Source organism: Sinorhizobium terangae (genome assembly GCF_009601505.1).
GTDB lineage: Bacteria > Pseudomonadota > Alphaproteobacteria > Rhizobiales > Rhizobiaceae > Sinorhizobium > Sinorhizobium terangae.
The window spans coordinates 154,342-174,101 of sequence record NZ_WITC01000061.1 but is presented as its reverse complement, the minus strand read 5'-3'; the positions used below and the strand labels follow the sequence as shown (position 1 = coordinate 174,101).

At 60.7% G+C, this 19,760-nt stretch carries 16 protein-coding genes; 5 read left to right on the top strand and 11 right to left on the bottom strand.

Features of this window, described 5'->3' with window-relative positions; all coding sequences use genetic code 11:
* The first annotated feature begins 17 nt into the window (after positions 1 to 17).
* Entirely contained in the window at positions 18 to 302 is a 285-nt protein-coding gene (locus GHK62_RS17245) for an acylphosphatase (protein WP_153440373.1), read from the top strand.
* Between the two features lie 139 nt (positions 303 to 441).
* Here the strand turns inward: GHK62_RS17245 and pcaF are convergent, their stop codons facing one another.
* Genes pcaF through GHK62_RS17230 form a run of 3 tightly spaced genes read right to left on the bottom strand, consistent with a single transcriptional unit; the run spans position 442 to position 3,303 of the window.
* Complete coding sequence (gene pcaF, locus GHK62_RS17240; RefSeq protein ID WP_153440372.1) at positions 442 to 1,644, bottom strand: 3-oxoadipyl-CoA thiolase; 1,203 nt, start codon at positions 1,642 to 1,644, stop codon at positions 442 to 444.
* Positions 1,644 to 2,435: a CoA-transferase subunit beta gene (locus tag GHK62_RS17235; protein WP_153440371.1), complete on the bottom strand. Its 792-nt coding sequence runs from the start codon at positions 2,433 to 2,435 to the stop codon at positions 1,644 to 1,646. Before GHK62_RS17235 ends, pcaF begins: the two co-directional genes overlap by 1 nt.
* A gap of 10 nt (positions 2,436 to 2,445) precedes the next feature.
* Positions 2,446 to 3,303, bottom strand: coding sequence for a CoA transferase subunit A (locus tag GHK62_RS17230; RefSeq protein ID WP_153440370.1), 858 nt, complete (start codon positions 3,301 to 3,303; stop codon positions 2,446 to 2,448).
* Positions 3,304 to 3,487: 184 nt separating this feature from the next.
* Between GHK62_RS17230 and GHK62_RS17225 the strand changes: the two genes are divergently transcribed.
* A complete protein-coding gene (locus tag GHK62_RS17225) occupies positions 3,488 to 4,243 on the top strand; it encodes an IclR family transcriptional regulator (RefSeq protein ID WP_153440369.1) in 756 nt (251 codons plus the stop codon).
* Between the two features lie 161 nt (positions 4,244 to 4,404).
* On the opposite strand, the gene GHK62_RS17220 is transcribed toward GHK62_RS17225, so the two are convergent.
* The 4 genes from GHK62_RS17220 to GHK62_RS17205 all read right to left on the bottom strand — a co-directional run bounded on the left by GHK62_RS17220 (position 4,405) and on the right by GHK62_RS17205 (position 10,361).
* The gene (locus tag GHK62_RS17220; RefSeq protein WP_234886929.1) at positions 4,405 to 5,379 is read right to left on the bottom strand and encodes a TfuA-like protein; all 975 of its coding nucleotides are present in this window, start codon (positions 5,377 to 5,379) and stop codon (positions 4,405 to 4,407) included.
* A gap of 100 nt (positions 5,380 to 5,479) precedes the next feature.
* Positions 5,480 to 6,712: a YcaO-like family protein gene (locus GHK62_RS17215; protein ID WP_327791000.1), complete on the bottom strand. Its 1,233-nt coding sequence runs from the start codon at positions 6,710 to 6,712 to the stop codon at positions 5,480 to 5,482.
* A complete protein-coding gene (locus GHK62_RS17210) occupies positions 6,709 to 7,008 on the bottom strand; it encodes a hypothetical protein (RefSeq protein ID WP_153440367.1) in 300 nt (99 codons plus the stop codon). Before GHK62_RS17210 ends, GHK62_RS17215 begins: the two co-directional genes overlap by 4 nt.
* Before the next feature lie 113 nt (positions 7,009 to 7,121).
* A complete protein-coding gene (locus tag GHK62_RS17205; protein ID WP_153440366.1) occupies positions 7,122 to 10,361 on the bottom strand; it encodes an AAA family ATPase in 3,240 nt (1,079 codons plus the stop codon).
* 102 nt (positions 10,362 to 10,463) lie between these two features.
* Between GHK62_RS17205 and GHK62_RS17200 the strand changes: the two genes are divergently transcribed.
* Positions 10,464 to 11,177, top strand: a complete 714-nt coding sequence (locus GHK62_RS17200) for an NADPH-dependent F420 reductase (RefSeq protein WP_234886928.1) — start codon at positions 10,464 to 10,466, stop codon at positions 11,175 to 11,177.
* A 196-nt stretch (positions 11,178 to 11,373) separates the two neighbouring features.
* Here the strand turns inward: GHK62_RS17200 and GHK62_RS17195 are convergent, their stop codons facing one another.
* A complete protein-coding gene (locus tag GHK62_RS17195; RefSeq protein WP_153440365.1) occupies positions 11,374 to 12,939 on the bottom strand; it encodes a class I adenylate-forming enzyme family protein in 1,566 nt (521 codons plus the stop codon).
* A 461-nt stretch (positions 12,940 to 13,400) separates the two neighbouring features.
* Between GHK62_RS17195 and GHK62_RS17190 the strand changes: the two genes are divergently transcribed.
* Positions 13,401 to 14,744, top strand: coding sequence for a polysaccharide pyruvyl transferase family protein (locus tag GHK62_RS17190; protein ID WP_153440364.1), 1,344 nt, complete (start codon positions 13,401 to 13,403; stop codon positions 14,742 to 14,744).
* Here the strand turns inward: GHK62_RS17190 and GHK62_RS17185 are convergent.
* From GHK62_RS17185 to GHK62_RS17175, 3 genes are all read right to left on the bottom strand, one after another.
* Complete coding sequence (locus tag GHK62_RS17185; protein ID WP_153440363.1) at positions 14,679 to 16,142, bottom strand: lipopolysaccharide biosynthesis protein; 1,464 nt, start codon at positions 16,140 to 16,142, stop codon at positions 14,679 to 14,681. The genes GHK62_RS17190 and GHK62_RS17185 overlap by 66 nt on opposite strands.
* A gap of 91 nt (positions 16,143 to 16,233) precedes the next feature.
* Complete coding sequence (locus tag GHK62_RS17180; protein WP_153440362.1) at positions 16,234 to 17,427, bottom strand: glycosyltransferase; 1,194 nt, start codon at positions 17,425 to 17,427, stop codon at positions 16,234 to 16,236.
* Between the two features lie 11 nt (positions 17,428 to 17,438).
* Positions 17,439 to 18,524 (bottom strand): glycosyltransferase, encoded by a 1,086-nt coding sequence (locus GHK62_RS17175; RefSeq protein WP_153440361.1) that lies wholly within the window; start codon positions 18,522 to 18,524, stop codon positions 17,439 to 17,441.
* Positions 18,525 to 19,066: 542 nt separating this feature from the next.
* Here GHK62_RS17175 and GHK62_RS17170 point away from each other — a divergent pair.
* Entirely contained in the window at positions 19,067 to 19,729 is a 663-nt protein-coding gene (locus GHK62_RS17170) for a sulfite oxidase-like oxidoreductase (RefSeq protein WP_153440360.1), read from the top strand.
* The last annotated feature ends 31 nt before the right edge of the window (positions 19,730 to 19,760 follow it).

Genomic DNA, 19,760 nt, shown 5'->3' with positions numbered 1-19,760 from the left:
CAAGGAAGGAGGCGACCATGGCGGAGGATCGCAAAGCGGCTCTGGTCCGGATCACTGGAAGGGTGCAGGGCGTCGCCTTCCGCGTCTGGACCCGCGACGAAGCGGTACGGCTCGGCTTGGCGGGCTGGGTCCGCAACGAGCGCGACGGCTCCGTCACCGCCCTCATTGCAGGACCCGCGGCGGCGATTTCGGCGATGCTGAGCCGGTTCTGGAAAGGTCCGCCCGCGGCACGGGTTTCAAACGTCGAGAGCGAAGATGCCTCGTCCGTGCATGAGCCGGTGGGGTTTCACATCACCGATTGACGCAGCGGCCTTAATATCGGCCCACTGCATGTTTCCCTAGGTCGGAGCTCGATTTATGGAAAACATGCAGCAAATCAAAGTGCTACAGCGCACTCCGTTCGTCTGAAAAGACGCACGCAGCCGTAGGCGCCGGCGCGGGTCATACCCGCTCCAGCGCGACGGCGATGCCTTGGCCGACGCCGATGCACATGGTCGAGAGCGAATAGCGCCCGCCGGTTTCGGCAAGTTCCAGCGCTGCTGTACCGGTGATGCGCGCACCCGACATGCCGAGCGGATGACCGAGCGCGATCGCGCCGCCATTGCGGTTGACCCGGGCGTCGTCGTCGGCGATGCCGAGTTCGCGGAGTACGGCCAATCCCTGGCTCGCGAAAGCCTCGTTGAGTTCGATCACGTCGAACTGCTCCTGCCTCATGCCGAGCCGCGCCATGAGCTTGCGGGAAGTGGGGATCGGGCCGATGCCCATGACCCGCGGCGGCACGGCCGCACTGGCGCCGCCGAGGATACGGGCGATCGGAGTCAATCCGTGCTTTCTCGCGGCTTCCTCCGAGGCGATGATGAGCGCCGCTGCACCGTCGTTGACGCCCGAGGCGTTGCCGGCGGTGACCGTGCCGCCTTCGCGGAACGGCGCCTTCAGCTTGGCAAGGGCTTCCATCGTTGTTGCCCGGGGATGCTCGTCCCTGTCGACAATAATGGCCTCGCCCTTCCTCTGCGGAATGGTGACCGAGACGATCTCCTTGGCAAGGCGGCCGTTCGCCTGTGCTGCTGCGGCCTTCGCCTGGCTGCGCACGGCAAAGGCATCCTGGTCCTCGCGGGAAATCTTGTAGTCCTCGGCGACGTTCTCTCCGGTCTCCGGCATGGAATCGACGCCGTATTGCTTCTTCATCAGGGGATTGACGAAGCGCCAGCCGATCGTGGTGTCGTGGATCTCGGCATGACGCGAGAAGGCACTTTCGGCCTTCGGCAGCACGAAGGGCGCGCGCGACATCGACTCGACGCCGCCGGCGATCATCAGTTCGGCTTCGCCCGACTTGACGGCACGGGCCGCCGTGATGACCGCGTCCATGCCCGAGCCGCAAAGGCGGTTGATCGTCGTGCCGGGAACGGAAAGCGGAAATCCGGCGAGCAGCAGCGACATGCGAGCGACGTTGCGGTTGTCTTCACCCGCCTGATTGGCGCAGCCGAAGATCACGTCGTCGATCGCTTCCCAGTCGACCGAGGCGTTGCGCTCCAGGAGACTCTTAAGCGGGATCGCACCAAGATCGTCTGCGCGCACCGAGGACAGCGAGCCGCCGAAGCGGCCGATCGGCGTGCGGATATAATCGCAGATGAAAACGTCGCGCATCAGGCCGCCTCCTTACCCTTTTCGGTGCCCTGATGGGCCTTCTTGGTGCGGGCGTTGATGTCGCGCAGCACCGCAAGTTCCGTTTCCGTCGGCACCGGAGTCTCGATGACCGTATCGGCGAACTTGATCGCCCAGCCGCAGTTTTCGACGATTTGTTCGCGCGTGACACCGTGGTGGATGGAGACGACGGTCAACTCCTTCGTCTCGGGATCGGGCTCGAGGATGCAGAGATCGGTGATGACACGGGTCGGACCCTTCGTCTTCATGCCGAGGCGTTCGCGGTGGTTGCCGCCTTCGCCGTGGCCCATGGAGGTGATGAAAGGCAGCTTCTCGACGAAGCCGCGTTTCGAGAGCGCCATGGTGATGAAGATGCGGCCGCAATTCGAGGCGATCTCCGGCGCGCCGCCGCCGCCCGGCAGGCGGACCTTCGGGTGGTCATAGGGGCCGACGACGGTCGTGTTGAGGTTGGCGAAGCGGTCAATCTGCGCGCCGCCGAGAAAGCCGGTCGTGATGCGCCCGCCCTGCAGCCAGTAGCGGAACATTTCCGGGACGGAGACGGTGAAGAGCGCGGTGTCGCAAAGCTCGCCGTCGCCGATCGACAGCGGCAGCACGTCCGGCTTGGTGCCGACGGTGCCGCTCTCGTAGATCAGCGTTATGTCCGGCGCATGCGTCAGCCGCGCGACGTTGCAGGCGGCCGAGGGCGCGCCGATGCCGACGAAGCAGACGTCGTCGTTGGAAAGCGCGCGCGCTGCCGCGATCGTCATCATTTCCGTGGGGGTGAAATCCGTCATCGTCGCCTCCTTACGCGGCCTTTGCCGACTTTGCGGCATGTCTGGCGAAGTCCTCGGGCTTCGCGTCGAGCACGTTTTCCTTGATCCAGGCGGTGAACGTTTCCCTGTCGCGGGCGATCTCGTCCCAGGCGATATAGAAGGCGTTTGAGCGCGGATAATAGCCATGCGCATAAGAGGGGAAGGCGCCGCCCGGCACGTGGACGACTGCCGTCACCGCCCAGGTCGGCAGCACGACCGAATTCGGAGAGGGAGGGTTAAGCTCGTCGACGATCTCCTCGACGGTCACGATCGAGCGCTTGGCGGCAAGCACCGCTTCCTTCTGCACGCCGACGATGCCTTCGAGGAGTACATTGCCCTTCCGGTCGGCGCGCTGCGCGTGGATGATCGTCACGTCCGGACGGATCGCCGGCACGGCGGCAAGCACCTCACCGGTGAAGGGGCAGGTAACTTGCCTGATGTTGGCGTTCACCTTGGGCAGGTCGGCGCCGATATAGCCCCTGAGCGTTGCGAAGGGCAGGTTTGCGGCGCCCGCCTCATAGGCGTTCGCCATCGCCGCGTGGGAGTGTTCCTCGATTTCCAGCGGCCGCGGCCATTGATTTTCCACCGCATCGCGGAAGCGGTGCAGCGAGCCGACGCCGGGATTGCCGCCCCAGGAGAATTTCATGCCTCGTGCGGCGCCGACGCCGATCAACTGGTCATAGAGGATGTCCGGCGTCATGCGGACGAGGAAGAGATCCTTCCTGCCCTGGCGGATCACCTCATGGCCAGCGGCATAGGGAATGAGATGGGTGAATCCTTCCATGGCGACGGTGTCGCCATCCTTCACGTTTTCGGCGACCGCCTCGGCGAGCGACAATATGCGAGCCATCCTGGCCCTCCTCCGTTGATGTTGCCGAACTGTCGATCAGGGGACACGCGGTCCCGCCTGGCTTTCGTTATCGGCGATGGCGGGAATAAGCGCTCGTTTGAGCCGCTCGTCAAACATTTTTGTGCGATATTTGACTTTTGTTCGCATATCGCACAAAATGGCCAAAATAGATGAGGAGCGAATCATGCGGGAAACGGATTTCGTCAGCGGTTTCGCGCGGGGGCTGAAGGTCATCGAGGCATTCGGGGAGGCGCAGCCGCGGCTGACGATTGCGGAGGCTGCGAAAATCACCGATCTTGACCGTGCGACGGTGCGGCGCTCGCTGCTCACGCTTTCCGAGCTCGGCTATGCCGACTACGACGGCAAATTCTTTACGCTGACGCCGAAAATCCTGCGGCTCGGCCACGCCTATCTGTCGGCGACACCCTTGCCGGCGCTTGTCCAGCCATATCTCGACCAGCTTTCGGAAAAGGCCGGCCAGAGCGCGTCGGCCTCAGTGCTCGACGGCACCGAGGTCGTCTATGTGGCGCGCGCCTCGCAGCGGCGGGTGATGTCGATCAACCTCATGCCCGGGTCCCGCCTTCCCGCCTATTGCGCCTCGATGGGCCGCGTGCTGCTGGCAGCACTTCCTGAAGCGGAAGCGCGCGAGATCCTGAACCGCACGGAGCTCAAGGCCAACACGCCGCGCACGAAGACCGATCCGCAAGAGTTGATCGAGGAACTGCGCCGGGTTCGCGAGCAGGGCTATGCGGTCATCGACCAGGAGCTCGAGCTCGGACTTTGCTCGATCGCGGTGCCCGTGATGAACGCGCGCGGGCAGGTGGTCGCGGCGCTCAATATCGGCGCGCCGGCCGCACACGTCGCGGCCTCGGAACTCGCAGAGCGCTACCTCTCCATGCTCAAGGAGACGCAAGGTGCATTGCGGCCGCTTGTGCAGTAGGCGCGGGTGAAAAATCTGGCGCTTTCAGGCCTGTCCGTTAGGAAGCCGGGCGCCACCGTGCTGGTGACCCGTCTTGATGGACGCACAAGTTGCGGGTTGCTTCACTGCGTAGTTCCAGGTGAAGCGAGCAAGCAAGGAAAGTTGACCATGTCGAATTGTCATCAGCTTATTTTCAGCTTGGAATGAACTACTCTTTGAACCAACTCGTCTGCCGCTTCGAAGGACCGATCCATTCGGGCCAACTCCTCCAATATTCGGGACAGCGTATCAAGATCCAGATTCCTCGTCTTCATCCAGGTACCGACGTCTCCTCCCGGCACCTGTTCCAGGAAGAATTGGACGGTCTCACCGAGCGAACGAACCGGAACTGGGCCTTGAGTGGCCCGGTCTATTGCCAAGGCGGCCGCGCTCGTGGCTCCGGATGCGTATACGGACGATAAACCCGCTTTCGTATCGGAGCCCAATCGAATCAGCCTGTGGGCAACCTGGCTTCCCAGCGGCAATCCTGCCGCGGTGCATCGTACCAGCTGAGCGAATGCGTCGGTGAAGACGAATCCGATGCTCGAGTGCCCATGTTCACCGGGCGGCTGCAGGATATCGGCGGTCGCTCGGGCAAGGCAAGCCACTGCATCCATGCGCTTCTGGTCCAGCCTCCCACGCGGTAACCAGCTTGCGAACCTCGCCGCTTGCACGCGGTCTGCGTGATGCTCCAAGTCGCGCAACAGGCGACCGAAACTGCGCTCCGGGTAAAAGGCCGCTTTGGTCCGGTTGATCAGGGTCTCGGCAATCTCTCGATCGACAACTCCCGATTCCAAAGCGAACGACAGCGTCGATCGAATGTTTACGAGAGGCTCTGAAAGCGGCTCATAGTTGACTTCCGCCGGTCCATGAACCAAGGCGACCTCATCGTCGCGTTCGAGTTCCCCCGACTCGAAAGCTTCGAAGATCTTTCCCACGCCGATCATTCCGAACGAGCTCAACTCCGCCGCTCGGAGAGCCCCGATGGAGGAGGCGCCGTACACGGCAATGCCCTTGTCAAGCGCCCATAGGATCTCCTTATGGTGCACTGCAGGCACATGTTCGAAATAGCCGTCGATCAAGACGATGGCTTTCGGACCGTCAACCGCGGCCGCCAAGAGGTCTCCTTGGGAAGCGGGCGGGCGATAGTCAACCTCGAGACCGTGGTAGGTAGGGCGATCACGTCCGAGCGACGGGCCCACGAAGACGGTTACTTTATCAGCCATGTTCGCCAACGCCATGTCGGTGGGCGGTTTGTCGCCTGGCACGCGTTCCTGCCATATAGCCCGGCGCATCGCACGAACCTTCAAGACCGGGCGCGATGACGCGCACCACGGCGGCAGGAATGCCAGCATGCGATAGGTCAACGATAAGCGGTTCATCGATGCCGGCAAGGCGCATTCTGCTAAGGAGCTCGTCGAGCGCATCGTCGACGCTGGTGGACGCCAACGCACTGGGAATGTCGCTGAAGGCCTTGCCTGGGCAGATAGTCGGTCCCTCACGCGGCGATTGTGGAGGGCCGCGCACAAACATTTCGCGCGTCAAGTCATCCCGCGTTCCGGAAATCATCGTCAATCGGCTTTGGGCTGCCTCGAGCACAGCTTTCCCGAGCGCGATGCCACTTATCGGATGGCATGCACTACCGGCGGCGGGACCTACGCTCCGGAACGTGGAAGAGGCATCGGACCATATCTCGCAAAAGAAAGCGGGTACGCCGAGATCACTCGTCATGTCCCAAACTGCGGTTCTCACCCCGGACCGAGCGAGTGTGGTCAGAATCTCAGAGCACCACGGATCATTTACAGATTTCAGATCGACGGCCGTTTCCTGAATCCCGGTGCCTCTGGGTCGCCACAGAGTGAGCGCGTCCCTTTCGAGCAGTTCGCAGATCGCATGGACCGCAGCTTCCTTTATCGTGTTCCCGGATGCCAGTCCCCCGGAACTGATAAGCAGGCATTCAAGGTTTGGCGGCAGCGGAAGGGCATAGTCCAGGTGAACTGCCTCAAAAGGGACCCATACGCCTTCGCCGGTCATCATCCCCGTTGCGCGCGTCCAGAGCGTTCGGCGTGTCCGGCAAGGCGGTGCCTCAACAAACCTGGGGAGAATATCCACGTCAACCACGCGGCCTTCCTCCAGCAGTTCATTGAAGGATGCGTATCTCAAAGCCAATTTGGGGTTTTCGGCACAGTGGCGTTCAACTGCCTCCATGACGGCCGAAGTTTTCGCCTCGGTCAGCGTCACCCCCTTGCCGTGGCAGGTTGTAAGCGACCGAGCATTCGGCCTGTACGCAACCGCAACGGGCAATCCGATGGAATCGAGGCCGCTGATGTCGGCGATGCGCGAAACGCCGATTTCGCGCAGGAAGGGGGCCATCCTGGTCAGAGTCTCAGCCGGGTTTAACTCGCGAATGAAACGAGGCCAAGACTCGACCTGTAAGTCTTCCGCCGTCACCGAACATGGAACTTCGTAGACTGCTTCAAACCTTCTATGTTCACGAGCCAGCAGGTGCCAAGAGGCTTTGGATCGTCCAGTGGCGATGGAAGCTTAGGAGGAACGGCTGCGAGCATTACGCCGCACTGCAGAAGCTGGCGAACAACCTTCCAGCCGTCATCGTTTTGGAACTCCGTCGCATCGACGACGTAGTCTTGGTGATCCCAGTATTCGCGTTTGATGTGGAGAATAGTTCCATCGTCTTTGGCGATTATGAGATCGTGGCGAAATTCCTCGCTGTTACCATCTTGGGGCATGGCGTCCCTCCCTCCGGTTGCAAACTTCTACGATATCACCTCAATGTTTGGTCTTTGACTTAAGCATCCCCTTGCGCGGCCACCGCATCGACGAAAGTCTTTCTGGCTGCAAGTTATAGGAGGTTCCGCCTTCTGCACGCAGAAATCAATAGCTGAAGTATAGATGATCGGTTGGCAGCGGAACTCGCCGCAAGCTTCTCTAACCCCGTGCGTACGACTTTTGGCAGCTCTTGTTGCGTGCTCTTAAGGAGACGATCGCATGTCGATTTTACTCGATCGCAATCTTGATCGTCGGTCGCCAGCAGGATCAACAACGCCGTCCACTCGAATGGGTAGGCAATCTTGGACTTGTCAAACTCCCGCATGGCCCGTTCCGCTTCCGAGCGGGCGTCCCCCAGTCGACCTCGCCTCCAGTAACCCCATGCGAGGTTTGCACTGGCGAGTCCGACATACTCCGACATCGCCTCGATCCTGGCTGTCTCCGCCGCTTCCTTGGCTGTTTCAATGGCAGCCTCGACCTCGCCCTGCAGTCGGTAGGCCAAGCCTAGATATACGCGACAGCGAAGTTCAATCGCCTTGTGACCGGACCGCTGAGCAGCTTGCATCCCGCTTAACAGCGTGCGCGCGGCAGTCCGCAACCTGCCGCTATGAAGATAGGTAAATCCAAGAATGAACTTAGAAGATGAGATGGTCGCCAGATTGTGGGTTCGTTTGGCAGCCTTCACGTAGTCTCGCGCATGCTCGATTGTCGCCAATGAAGCACGATAGCGTTGAAGCCTCAGATCGCGAAGGACGCACTGGTTGAAGAATTCTGCCAGTTGCTCAGCCGAGCAGTCATCCAGATGAGGCGCGATCTGGTCCAGCAGAATGCTCATCTCGTTGCCGTTACCGCTCCAGTAATTTGCGTTGCATCTTGAGAGTTGAATTTCGATCCACTCTCCGAGCGCGTCCTTCGTCGACGTATCCCCGAGTTTCTTGAGCGCCTGCTCTGCTTCGTCGAGAACTTGCAGGGACCGGTCTCGGTCTTGCTGAAGCGCGACGCCTAGCTTCCGAAGCAGCCGGGCGCGTTGGAGAGGCTCATTGGGCGCGAGCTCCATAGCTTCGCGCAAGGCCGATTCCGCTTTGTCGATATTGTGCGAAAGAAACTGTACCTCGCTCAATTGCTCAAGCAGGGTTGTCTTCAGTTCGGCGGCTGAAGAATCTGATACATCCGCCGCCAAGCCCAAGTGATGAAGCGACGCACGGAAGTACGCGATGGCCTCCTTGTTTGCGAATTTCCCCTTTGCGAGGGTGGCGGCCTGCGAGTAGTACTCGAAGGCCTTGATGTCGTTTCCACCTGAAGCCCAGTGGTGTGCAAGGACGTGGGGTGATCCGGCTGCGGAATGTGTGTTCTCCAGGGCAACGGCAATCTGGCAATGCACTGTCTTTCGCGCCTTCGACAGCATACTTTCGTAAATAGCGTCGCGCATCAGTGAATGCTTGAAAATGTAGTGGTCCGGCCTTCCCGGATCTGCCTTCACGACTTGGGCACTGATCAATCGACGCAGTGCGTTCTCCACCTCGCTTCCACGATATCCGAGTGCGGTCTTCAACACGTGAGAAGAAAATTCCCGGCCGATCGCCGCGGCTGCCTGCGGGATCTCCATCTTTATCGCTAGGCGGTCTATCCTCGCGATGAGCGAGTCATGCAAGGTCATCGGGACAGATGTCAGATTGACTTCGCGTTCCTGTTTCGCCTCAGACAGGTGCTTGCCGTCCAATACCGATTTCGCCAGTTCTTCAACATAGAGAGGAACGCCGTCGGACCGGTCCGCGATGGCAGCCCGGACAGACCGAGGCAGCGCAGCGCTGCCTGTGATTGCTTCGATCAGTTGATTCACTTCGCCGTTTGAAAGGCGCGGGACGTCGACGATCGCATCGAAGCGCATATCCGACAGTTGCGACGTAGCTTCGCTGCGGCAAGTAAACACGGCGAGGGCGTTTCGTCTTGCCGGATCGTGAACGAACCGCTGGAAGAACTCGATCGTGCTTGGGTCCGCCCAATGGAGATCTTCCACGACTATTAGGAGCGTACGAAACAGGGAGAGGGTGTCGAGCACTGACTCTATGGCGGAGAACGTTCTTTCCTTCCGTCCACGTGCTGTAAGCCCTGCAAAATGACCGTGGGGATCACCCGACAGGAGAGCGATGAGGGCCTGGGCCGTGTCCCGGCGCTCCTGGCTCGTGTCTGTAACCAGCGCCTGAAACAGAGCCGACGTGCCAATAGATGCCTGTGGAAGGATCGCGCGTCGGAGTTGGTCCAGCACCGGAAATAGTGGCTCATGGCTGTGAAAGGGTGAGCACTGAAACTCCAACAGCACCGAGTCTTGGCCCGGTTCGGCGTGCGTCAGCACCTCTGCGACCAGGCGCGACTTGCCGATGCCCGGATCCCCTTGCACCAACACGGAGCGCCGCGCGCCGCACTTTGCCTCGTTCCACAGCCTCATCAAAGCATCGAGCTGTCCAACGCGGCCAAAAATGGGCGTGTCCCAGTGGGCGAAGTGCTTCACGGGTCCGCCCAGCCTCAGCCCATCGACGCGCCAAAGCCTTACCGACGATGCAATCCCCTTCATCGTTCGAAGACCGAGATCGCTATAGACAAACTCCTCGCCAGCCAGCTCCCGAGTCTCGCTTGAAACAACGATCGTGTCGGCTTCCGCTTCCACCTGCAGGCGGGCCGCAAGGTTTGGCGTCCGGCCCACGACTTGGTCCTTCAGCCTGAGGTTGTCGCTTTCGATGTCGCCAACCACCACAGGACCTGTGGCAATTCCAATGCGGCAGGACAGCCCTGATTCCTTGACCGCTCTGCCGAGTTCGAGCGCTGCCCGAACCGCACTTTCCGAGTTGTTCTCTCTCGCGCTGGGCCAGCCGAAGTAGGCCAACACGCCATCGCCCATGAACTGGCTTATCCTTCCGCCGTACTTCTGTACTACTCGGACGGCCGTTGATTGGTAGCCGGCAACGATATCGCGCAACTCTTCGGCGTCCATTTGCTCCGACATGTGTGTCGAGCCCACGAGGTCGCAGAAGAGAACCGCGAGGTTCCGTCGCTCTGCTCCACCGGTCCAGTTGCGCGACGCCTCTGCTTGATCCCTCCGATGTGACCCGGCGGACACCGCAGCCGCCTCGACACGGAACTGCTTCGCTGCAGCGATCAATCGCCTCCGATCGCCGACGGCTTTGATCCCGATCTCTCGAAGATCGCTGCTGGTCAGTTGGCTAAGCACTCCGAAATCAATGTTGTTTTCCTCAAACCGGTCCGCATATTCCTGCAAACCTATCTGTTTGAGCCATTGTCGGAGGGTAAGCGGCATGGGCGTCTCCAATCGGGAATACTGGGAGCCTTGGGCCTTAACAAACGGAGTCAGCATAGTACGAAAACGGATGCGCCCGTCACAGAATCTACTTGACCGGCGATGGCGGAGCGAACAATCTTCAACATGTTCAGCGATCATTGCGAGGCTGCTATGTCCGGCCCAACATTGACACTCTTGATCGTGGGTACGGGCAATGTCGGACGCGCCCTAGCGAAGCGGTTTGCAAAGACGTCGCATCAAGTCTTGCTGGGATCTCGAGACGACGAGACGGGCCGCCTTGCGGCCGAAGAACTCGGTGTGCGAGGCGGGGCCGCAAACTCCTTCGTGGCCGAGGCAGATGTGATTTTTCTCGCAGTTCCGTTTGTTAATCTGTCCGAAACATTGGACCGGTTGGGAAACCTGGACGACAAGATCATTGTCGATTGCACCAACCCATTAACTGCGGACTACATGCAGCTCACACTCGGGCACTCTGATTCGGCCGGAGAAACATGCCAAAGGCTTGCGCCACGCTCGAAGGTGGTGAAAGCGTTCAATGCTATCTTCGCAGATGTCGTGTTCGCCGAGTTGTCGTTCGGCAGCATTGCTCCTCAAGTCTTCCTAGCCGGAGACGATACTGAGTCAAAAAATCGGGTGGCGGCTTTGGTCCGCGACATCGGATACGATGCCGTGGACACTGGTGGTATCGAATGCGCTCGGTATCTCGAACCGTTGGCTGAGCTGATTATCCAGCTGGCTTACACTCAGGGCCAGGGGACTGTGGTCACGCCAGTAATCCTGACCGCAAGCGACGCTCGGGGCGACAATCATTGACAGCACGTCTTGTCCGACGGGACATCACTCGAACACCATGGGCGTATCGACCGATCTGACCGCGTTAATCGGGAAGGACACCTGCCCGCCGCAGAGGCATGTCCGACAGACGGAAAGCGCGAGCTTGTGCAAACTGCGTTCACGGACTCCATCGCTTCCGGTATTTCGACGAAAGCGGTACCTCGCTCAGCAAATCTCACTCATCATGAAGTCTGCTTCCTGGCTTCGCCGTGTAATGCTCGATGACCGCGCGCTTTTGAATCTTACCGGTCGGCCCCTTGGGAATCGTTGCCCAGACCTCGATCGATTCCGGTATCTTGAAGGCGGCAATCCTATCCCGGCAGAACTCACGCAGTTCGTCTGATGTGACGGTTCTTCCCGAAACAATGCTGACAACTGCATGGATGCGCTCGCCGCATCGCTCGTCCGGTAGGCCGACCACCGCTACCTCGTTGACTGCCGGATGCTCGGCCAGGGCGTTTTCGATCTCTGTCGGAAACACGCTGTACCCCCCGGTATTAATTCTGAACTTGACGCGATCTCTGAGATAGACGTAGCCCGTCTCGTCGATGCTTGCCATATCACCGGTATATATCCAGCCGCCCTTTACAACCTCGGCGCTTTTTTCTGGCGCGTTCCAGTAACCTGAGAACGACGTGTCGCTACGGACGATAAGTTCACCCGTCTCGCCGGAGGGAAGAGGACCGCCATTCTCATCCACCAACTTGACATCGACGAACGGGAGGGATTTGCCGGCGGAAGCCAGGATCTCCGGGCGAGCGGTGATGCCGAGTTCGTGGTCTGAGGGGAACAGCATCATCGACATGCCCATCAACTCCGTGGTGCCGAACATCTGGAGAAACGGCCTGGCAAAAACTCTCATCGCTTCCTTGAGCGTCTTCGGCGGAAGCGGAGAACCTCCGTAACCAAACAACCGCATCGAACTCATGTCCGTGCGTCCGATCATGCTCGATTCGAGCAGTGCATTCAGCATGGTGGGCACGAGGACGACATTGGTGGTACGCTCGCGCTCGATCAGAAGAAGCGCTTGCTCTGCAGACCAGGGGCCGACAATCACCGTGGCGGCAGCATGAAACAGGTTGCGGATCATGTGCATCAAGGGAGCTCCCGCCGCAGGCATCACGTGGAGCCAACGGCTTGATGGATCGATCCCCTCCAACAAAGCGGTATAAAGGATCGACTGAAGGAAGGCTCCGTGTGGGTAGACAGCCCCTTTGGGAAGCCCTGTCGAGCCGGTCGTGTAGGCAATCATCGCAATCGGATGTGGCGTCTGAACAAGCTCTGGCTGGTCGCTTTCGGCAAAGATGAGCTTTTCGTATTCGCTGGAAAGCGATCCGAACTCGATGACGCGCATTTCACCACGAACATCTGGGGTCGGCACCGCCGCTCTTGCCGTCCGGTCAATCAGGGGAAGATGGTCGCGATGAGCAAAGATCACGGCAGGTGAGCAGTCCGCGACGAGCGCGGCGATCTCCGGCGGAGCGAGGCGCGGATTCAGCCCGATCCGCACGCACCCAACCTTCATGCAGGCACCGAATGTCTCCGCAACCTCGATGCGGTCGGTCGATAGGACAGCCACACGGTCGCCGGCAGTAACGCCAAGACGACGCATGGCGTGACCTAACGCATCGGTGCGCGCATGGAACTCACGCCAATTGCGACGTCGATCCATTTCAACGAATGCATCCTTGTCGCCCCAATTCAGGCCGTTGCGGCGGATCAGGTCTCCAAAAGTGAGCATGCCTTCCTCCCATACAAAGGCGAGGTTCCGCTTGGTCTCGCGTTGCCAAGGCACGACCAGGCGCGCCGATTGCCACGCACCGGCAGGCAGTGAGGCCGCAATCCCAGACCCGTAAACGGCGTCCGTGAGGCTCGATCCGGCCAATATTTCGATCGCCAGACTAAGCGGTTGGTTTGCCACCGCAACGGCCCAGAGCCATTTCCCGCTGCTTTCGAGTTCATAGTCGCTGCCCAGAGCCAGACTCCGTTGCCGTTAGCGCCTCAGGCCGCCGCCTTGTTATGAGGCCCACCCCTTATGCTGCATTGCGGCAGAAAACGCTTCCCCGGCCATGAATTCACCAAAACTTCGCGACAGAACGCCATTGCGGGTTGTCCGTCGGACACGGGCGCCGCTGCGAGCGGCAAGTCGGCCGACACTACCCTCCCATGTCTGGCGAGACTTTCACACGGGGATGACGGAACATGAAAGTTGTAGTCGAAAATACCGTCTGCTTGAACACGGGCGACGCGGCCATTCTTTTCGCGATCAGGCATATCCTGAAATCGATACTGGGCGAGAAGGTCGAATTCCTGGTGTTCGACAGCCAGCCGGAAGTCGCGGCGCGACTGTATCCGAAGGAGCAGTATCCCGACATCGAACTGCGTAAACTCCCCTCGGAATCGATCTTCAAGTACAAATACGACGACAACACCGTCAAGAATGCGCTGAAGCAGGTCTATAACCAGGCAGCCTTCCAGGCGCTCCGCCATCTCGGCAGCGGCAACTATCTCGACAGGCGCTTCTTCAGCGACGAGGACCGCAAGAGCCTTGCACTCTACAAGGACGCCGATCTGGTGATCACTACCGGCGGCACCTATCTCGTCGAGAACTATTCGCTCGAGCGGCGCATCAACCAGTTCAAGCTCGGTGAGATGCTCGGCAAGAAGACGATTTTCTTCACCCAGTCGCTTGGCCCGTTCGAGAAACCTTACAACCTCAGGATGCTGCCGCCGATTTTCGCCCGCAGCCCGCTGATTCTCCTGCGCGACGCCCGCTCACGCGACCATATCCTCGGTCTCGTCGACGATCCGTCGAAATGCCACGTGGTTGCCGATTCCGTCTTCGCGCTTGCGGACGTCGAGCGGATCAAGGCGCTGCTGATGATCGGCCGTCCGGCACCGACCGGCCGTGTCGGCATCTCCGTGCGGCACTGGCACTACGTCAAGGGCGGCGACGGCGGCATGGGGCGATATATCGATTCCGTTCGCGAGATGGCGACGAAGCTCGTGCGCAACCACGGCAAGAAGGTCACGTTCATTTCGACCTGTCAGGGCGTGCCGGAATATGCGCATGACGATTCGAAGACGGCGAACCTGATCGTCTCGGGACTGGCGCCGGAGATCGCCGAGCACGTGAGCGTCGACGCATCGTTCCACACGCCGGAGCAATTGATGGCAATCGCCAAGGACCTCGATTTCGTCGTGGCGACGCGCATGCACATGATGATCATGTCGCTTTGCACCGGCACGCCGGTTCTGCCGATCGCCTACGAGTTCAAGACCAAGGAAGTCGCCAAGCGCGTCGGCGTCGACGAAGTCCTGCTTGATATCGATACGGTGACGCCGCAAGAGGCGAGTGCGAAGCTCGACCGCTTCATCGGCGACCTCGACCTTTATCGCGAGACGAGCCTCAAGGCGGTGCTTGAGGAGCATGCCTCGGCGATGTCTGCCGCGGATCTCCTCCGTCCCATCGTCGAAGCCTTATCGGCGAATGGCGCTTACGGCCTTCGAAAGGATGTCGAACAGAACCTGGCGCGGCTGGCGTAGCACCAGCGCGAAGACGAGCGCCAGTCCGTAGTTGAGTGAGATTGCGGAAGCGAGGGCGAGGATGTCCGAGCTTCCGGTCAGGACTTCCGGCAGCAGCCGATAGCAGATCCAGGCGGCCAGGGCCGATACGAGAAACAAGCCCTGGACGTAAAGGAAATCCATCGCCGATACCGGTCCCACCCGCTGCAGCAGCCAGGCGAGTACCGGGAGACGCAGGACATAGCCGCTGATGGCATAGGCCGCCGCGACGCCGATCGCGCCCCATTGCAGGCCGACGACGAAGGAGAGCACCGTCGTCAGCGACGAATAGATGCCCCAGCGGAACATGGTCTGCGTCTCGCCCTGGCAGATGAAGATCCAGCCCGTGGTGCTCGAAACCGGCTGCATCAGGCTGGCGATCCCGAGCCAGGCGAAGATTGGCGCGACCGGCAGCCATTGCTCGCCGAAGAGAATGCTGACGGTCGGTCCAGCGGCCAAGGTCAGCGCCGCAATGCCGGGCATGGTGACGGCGGCGAGCAGCCAATTGGTGCGCATGTAGATGTCGCGAAACCGAGGCTTGTCCTCCTGGATGCGGCTCATCAGCGGGATCATCACGCGCGACAGAGGCTGCGTGATGTTCTGCAGCGGGAACAGGAGAAGCTTATAGGCGCGGTCGTAGTAGCCGAGCTGGATCGGCCCGGAATACTTGCCGATCAGGACGTTGTCGAGATTGCGCGAGAAGAAGTTGACCAGGTTGAAGCCGGTGAGATTGGCACCAAACGAGATGATGTCGCGGTCGATTGCAAACGCCGGCCGCCCCGGCATCCAGCGTGTGGCCCACCATGCGGCCAGGAGGGCGACTGCGGCGGAAGCCGCGGGCCCGATCACGAGCGACCAGTAGCCGAGGCCGAGATAGGCGGCCCCGGCGGTGACGAGAAGTCCCACGACCGCGGCATAAACATCGTTCAATGCCAACTGCCCGAACTTCAGGTGCCGGTTCATCAAGGCGAGCGGCAGCGCGGCCAGGCTGCCGAGGAGCAGCGGCAATGCCGCGGCAATCGCAATGGCCGTCATGCGCTGGTCGCCGTAGAAAACGGCAATGGCGGGCGAAAGCGCGATAACGACCAGCGTGCAGATAAGGCCGACAAGGGTACTGATCCAGAAGACGTGATTGAGCTCCCTCTCTCCGATTTCCTTGCGCTGGATGACCGCCTGCTGGAGCCCAAGGTTCTGAAAAAGCCCGACGAAGGCGACGACCGGGCTGACCGATGCGACGAGACCGAAGTCCTCCGGCGCCAGCAAACGTGCGAGCACGACGACGGAGACGAACTGGATGACCATGCGAATGGCCTGGGCGCCACCGGTTACCAGCCCGCCACGCAGTGCGAGCCGACCGAATTGGATGTTTTCTGCGTTCAAGCGACTTGCCTCGACTGGGGCAACTCCATCCGGAATTGCGTCGTTTCAACTGGTTAGAGCGGGAAGCGGGCGGAAGCCGCGCGCACTTTCCTCATTGCGCATCTGATAAATGCGGTGGCGCTGTAGCGCACCGGCTGACGATCTCGGCGAAATCATTGTCGAGCGCCTCCATGTCGAATTCGGCCTCGACCTTCTTCCTTGCCTGCCGCGCTACGCCCTCGCATTGCTCGGGATGCTCCGCGACGAAGCGCAGCCGGCTCGCAAGAGTTTCGACGTCTCTTTCGTCCGCGAGGAAGCCCGTCTTCTGATCCTCGATCAGTTCGGGAATGCCGGAATGGTTGGAACTCACCACCGTCAGACCGGCGGCCATAGCCTCCATGAGTGCCACGGGGATGCCCTCGACATCGCCATTCCTGGCGGTAACGCTCGGCAGCACGAAGGCGTGCGAGCGCCGCAGCCACTCCTTGACGTCCTTATGGGCGAGGCTGCCGAGGAAGGAAACGCGCTCTGCGATACCGAGTTTGGAGGCAAGCGCCTCCAGTTCCTGCCGCAGCGGTCCGTCGCCGATGATCGTGTACTGCCAGGCAAGGTCCGGCGCGTCGGCACGCAGCAGCGCGAGCGCGCGCAGCGCGTATTCCACGCCCTTTTTCTCGGCCAGCCGGCACACGGAAATCAATTGCAGCGGCACGCCGCGCCAGGATTTCCACTCATAGGGGATCTTCTTGAGATCGATCCCCATGTGGTGCACGGCAACCTTGTTTTCCGGCGCTCCGGCTTCCACCAGGACGCGGCGAAAGAAGCCGTTCACGGTCAGGTTGAGCGCGCCGTATTCGAACAGATCATTGTATCGGCCGAGGCCCCGCTCGTGGAGCGGCACGCCGACGTCGTAGCCGTGGAAAATCGTGACGATCGGCGGCTTCAGCCGCTTCCATTTCTTCAGCCGAGCGGCGCGGGCGCCGTTGTGCCCGAAATGGGCGACGAGGACATCGCACTCGTTCAGGTGGCCGACCGACGACATGTCGAGCACGGTGGAGACCTTGTCGCGAAGTTTCGCCGGCAGCCGCTCGATCGCCGGACGCGTGCGGGCCGCAGCACCCCACCAGTCACGGGTTCGTGCCAGAAGGGTGGCGAGCGGCTCCTGCCGCCGATCCGCGAAATTGTAATCCGATATCCCGTTGCAGACGACATCGACCTCGAAGCCGCGACGCAAGAGGCCGGCCATCTGGCCGATGACGAAGGTTTCCGAAAGCGACGGAAACTGACCGACAATGAAACCGACGCGCATGCTTGCCGGTCTCAAGAGGCCTTGAGAGCAGAGACGCGGCTTGCGGCAGCGCGATCCAGAACATCAAGGAATGCCGCAAACTGACGGTCGGGCCGCATCAGCGGGCGCTCGGCGAACTTCGAGGCCGCTGCCGACAGCCGTTGGTATTCTAGATCGTCGCTCCACAGACGGCGGATCGCGCCGGTCCACTCCTCGAGCGGTCCATCGTGGTCGAGAAGGATGCCGCCTTCGCCGATTGCTTCCGGCAATCCTCCGCGCGTCGATCCGACGACCGGAATGCCGCTGCAATGCGCCTCGGACGCCACCCGCCCCCAGGCCTCTTCCCATTTGCTCGGCGCAAGCAGGATTTTCGTCCGTCCGTAGACGGTCTTCATGTCGCTGGTGCGGCTTTCGAGGCGCACGTTCTTCAGCGCCGCGATGATCTTCTCGATTTCCGCCCGGTGATCGTCGGCAAGCTTCCAGCTTTCGACGAACAGGAAGGGAATGTCGGGGCATTGCTCGGCAATGCGGACCGCCAGCTCGAATCCCTTCTCCTTATAGGGGTTGATGAAAGTCACATACTCCCGCGTCGTCGGCGTCTTATAGGTTTCGGGATTGATCGTCGGCGGGATGACCACCGAGTCGATGCCGTATTTCTGCTTGTAGGTCCGGGCCGTGAATTCCGAATTCGCGATGTAATGGGCGGCGGTCAGTTCCCTGAGATCGCCCGCGAGTTCGTGAAATTCGACATTTCTGAGATAGATCACCAGCGGCACGTTGTGCACCTGGAGCGCCTTTCCGATCGGGACCGATTTGTGGCACTGCACAACGGCGACGTCGGGGCGGAGCTTGTTGACGGCAAAGGTTGCCGCTTCCCAGGGGTGCCAGGCGCGAACGACGGGATAGCCGGGAAAGCTGTCCATGACGCCACGCTCGCCGGACAACTTAAGCTTGACGCGCGCCTTAAAGCCGAACATGCCGTCGCCGAACAAGGCGGCCAGTACGCCGGCCTCGTGACCGCGGTCACGCAACTGCTGGACGAGGTGGTGCGTGCTCGACTGAACGCCGCCGCTGAACTCCGGATAATAACCGTTTCCGCCGGCAAACAGAACCTTCATACCGCTTCTCCTTCATACAGACATTTCGCCGTGACCACTACAGCGCCGGGCGTCTGACAATACGCGCAAAGGACGCTGCAGCACTTTGAATTGCTGCATGTTCCTTTCCTTAAATCGGCTCCGATTTAGGGAAACATGCAGTAGGCTGGCACCTCACCCGAACCGGTGAGGAGAAAGGCATCAACTCCAGAATGACGGCAATTGTTGGGTCGGTCGCCTTTGAGGCGGCGCAACCTGCGATGTCAGGCCGCACCTAAGCAAAGGCCACGGGGCCGGCGCGTAGGCGCGCGTGTTTCCGAAAAAGTGTCGATCCGGCCGCAAGAAAACAGTCGTCCACCGAGCAGGTTGACCGTGCGAGACAGGGTGCAGCATTGCTGCACTGCAGCAGAGGCTGTCACGGCGGGAACAGATAGTCAATCGTCGCTCACCCTTTTGGTCTAGCTCGAACGGGTATCGACCCCGCCCCCGAACCGCTTGCTTGACGCCGCGGCCTTTCGAGCCTCAAATCGGTCCCACACGAAAAGAACGATGACGGGTGCATCATGGGCGATGACGAACCGCTACCGGAAACGAAACTGACGTCCACCAAGCGGCAATGGGCGGCGGGTGGAAAGTTTCTGACGGGGCGGGTCGGGCGCCCGGAGACCGACCGCCTGCCGCCCGGCCAGCATCTCGTCAACGACTGGCCGGTTCTGGATCTTGGACAGCAGCCGCACATTGCGCTGGAGACCTGGCGGCTTGACCTAACCGGCCTCGTGGAGAAGCCTTTGTCACTCGACTGGACGGCGTTCCAGTCGTTGCCGCAGAGCGACAGTCTCTCTGATATTCATTGCGTGACGACCTGGTCGCGTTACGACAATCGCTGGCATGGCGTGCTGACGCGCGATCTGCTCAACCGGGTGATGCCGAAGCCGGAGGCAGAGTATGTCCTGCTGACCAGCTATGACGGCTATACCACCAATCTTCCGCTCGTGGACTTTGCCGCAGAGAACGCAATCCTTGCGACGAGTTGGGAAAGGGCCCCGATCAGCCGGGCCCACGGCGGTCCGATGCGCCTCATTGTGCCGCACCTCTATCTCTGGAAGAGCGCCAAGTGGCTGACGCGGATCGTTTTCTGCGCCGCCGACAGGGCCGGCTTCTGGGAGCGGAACGGTTATCACATGCGCGGGGACCCCTGGCTTGAGGAGCGGTATTCCGGCGATTGATGAGGGAAACCTTCGGAAATGCAACCTGCGA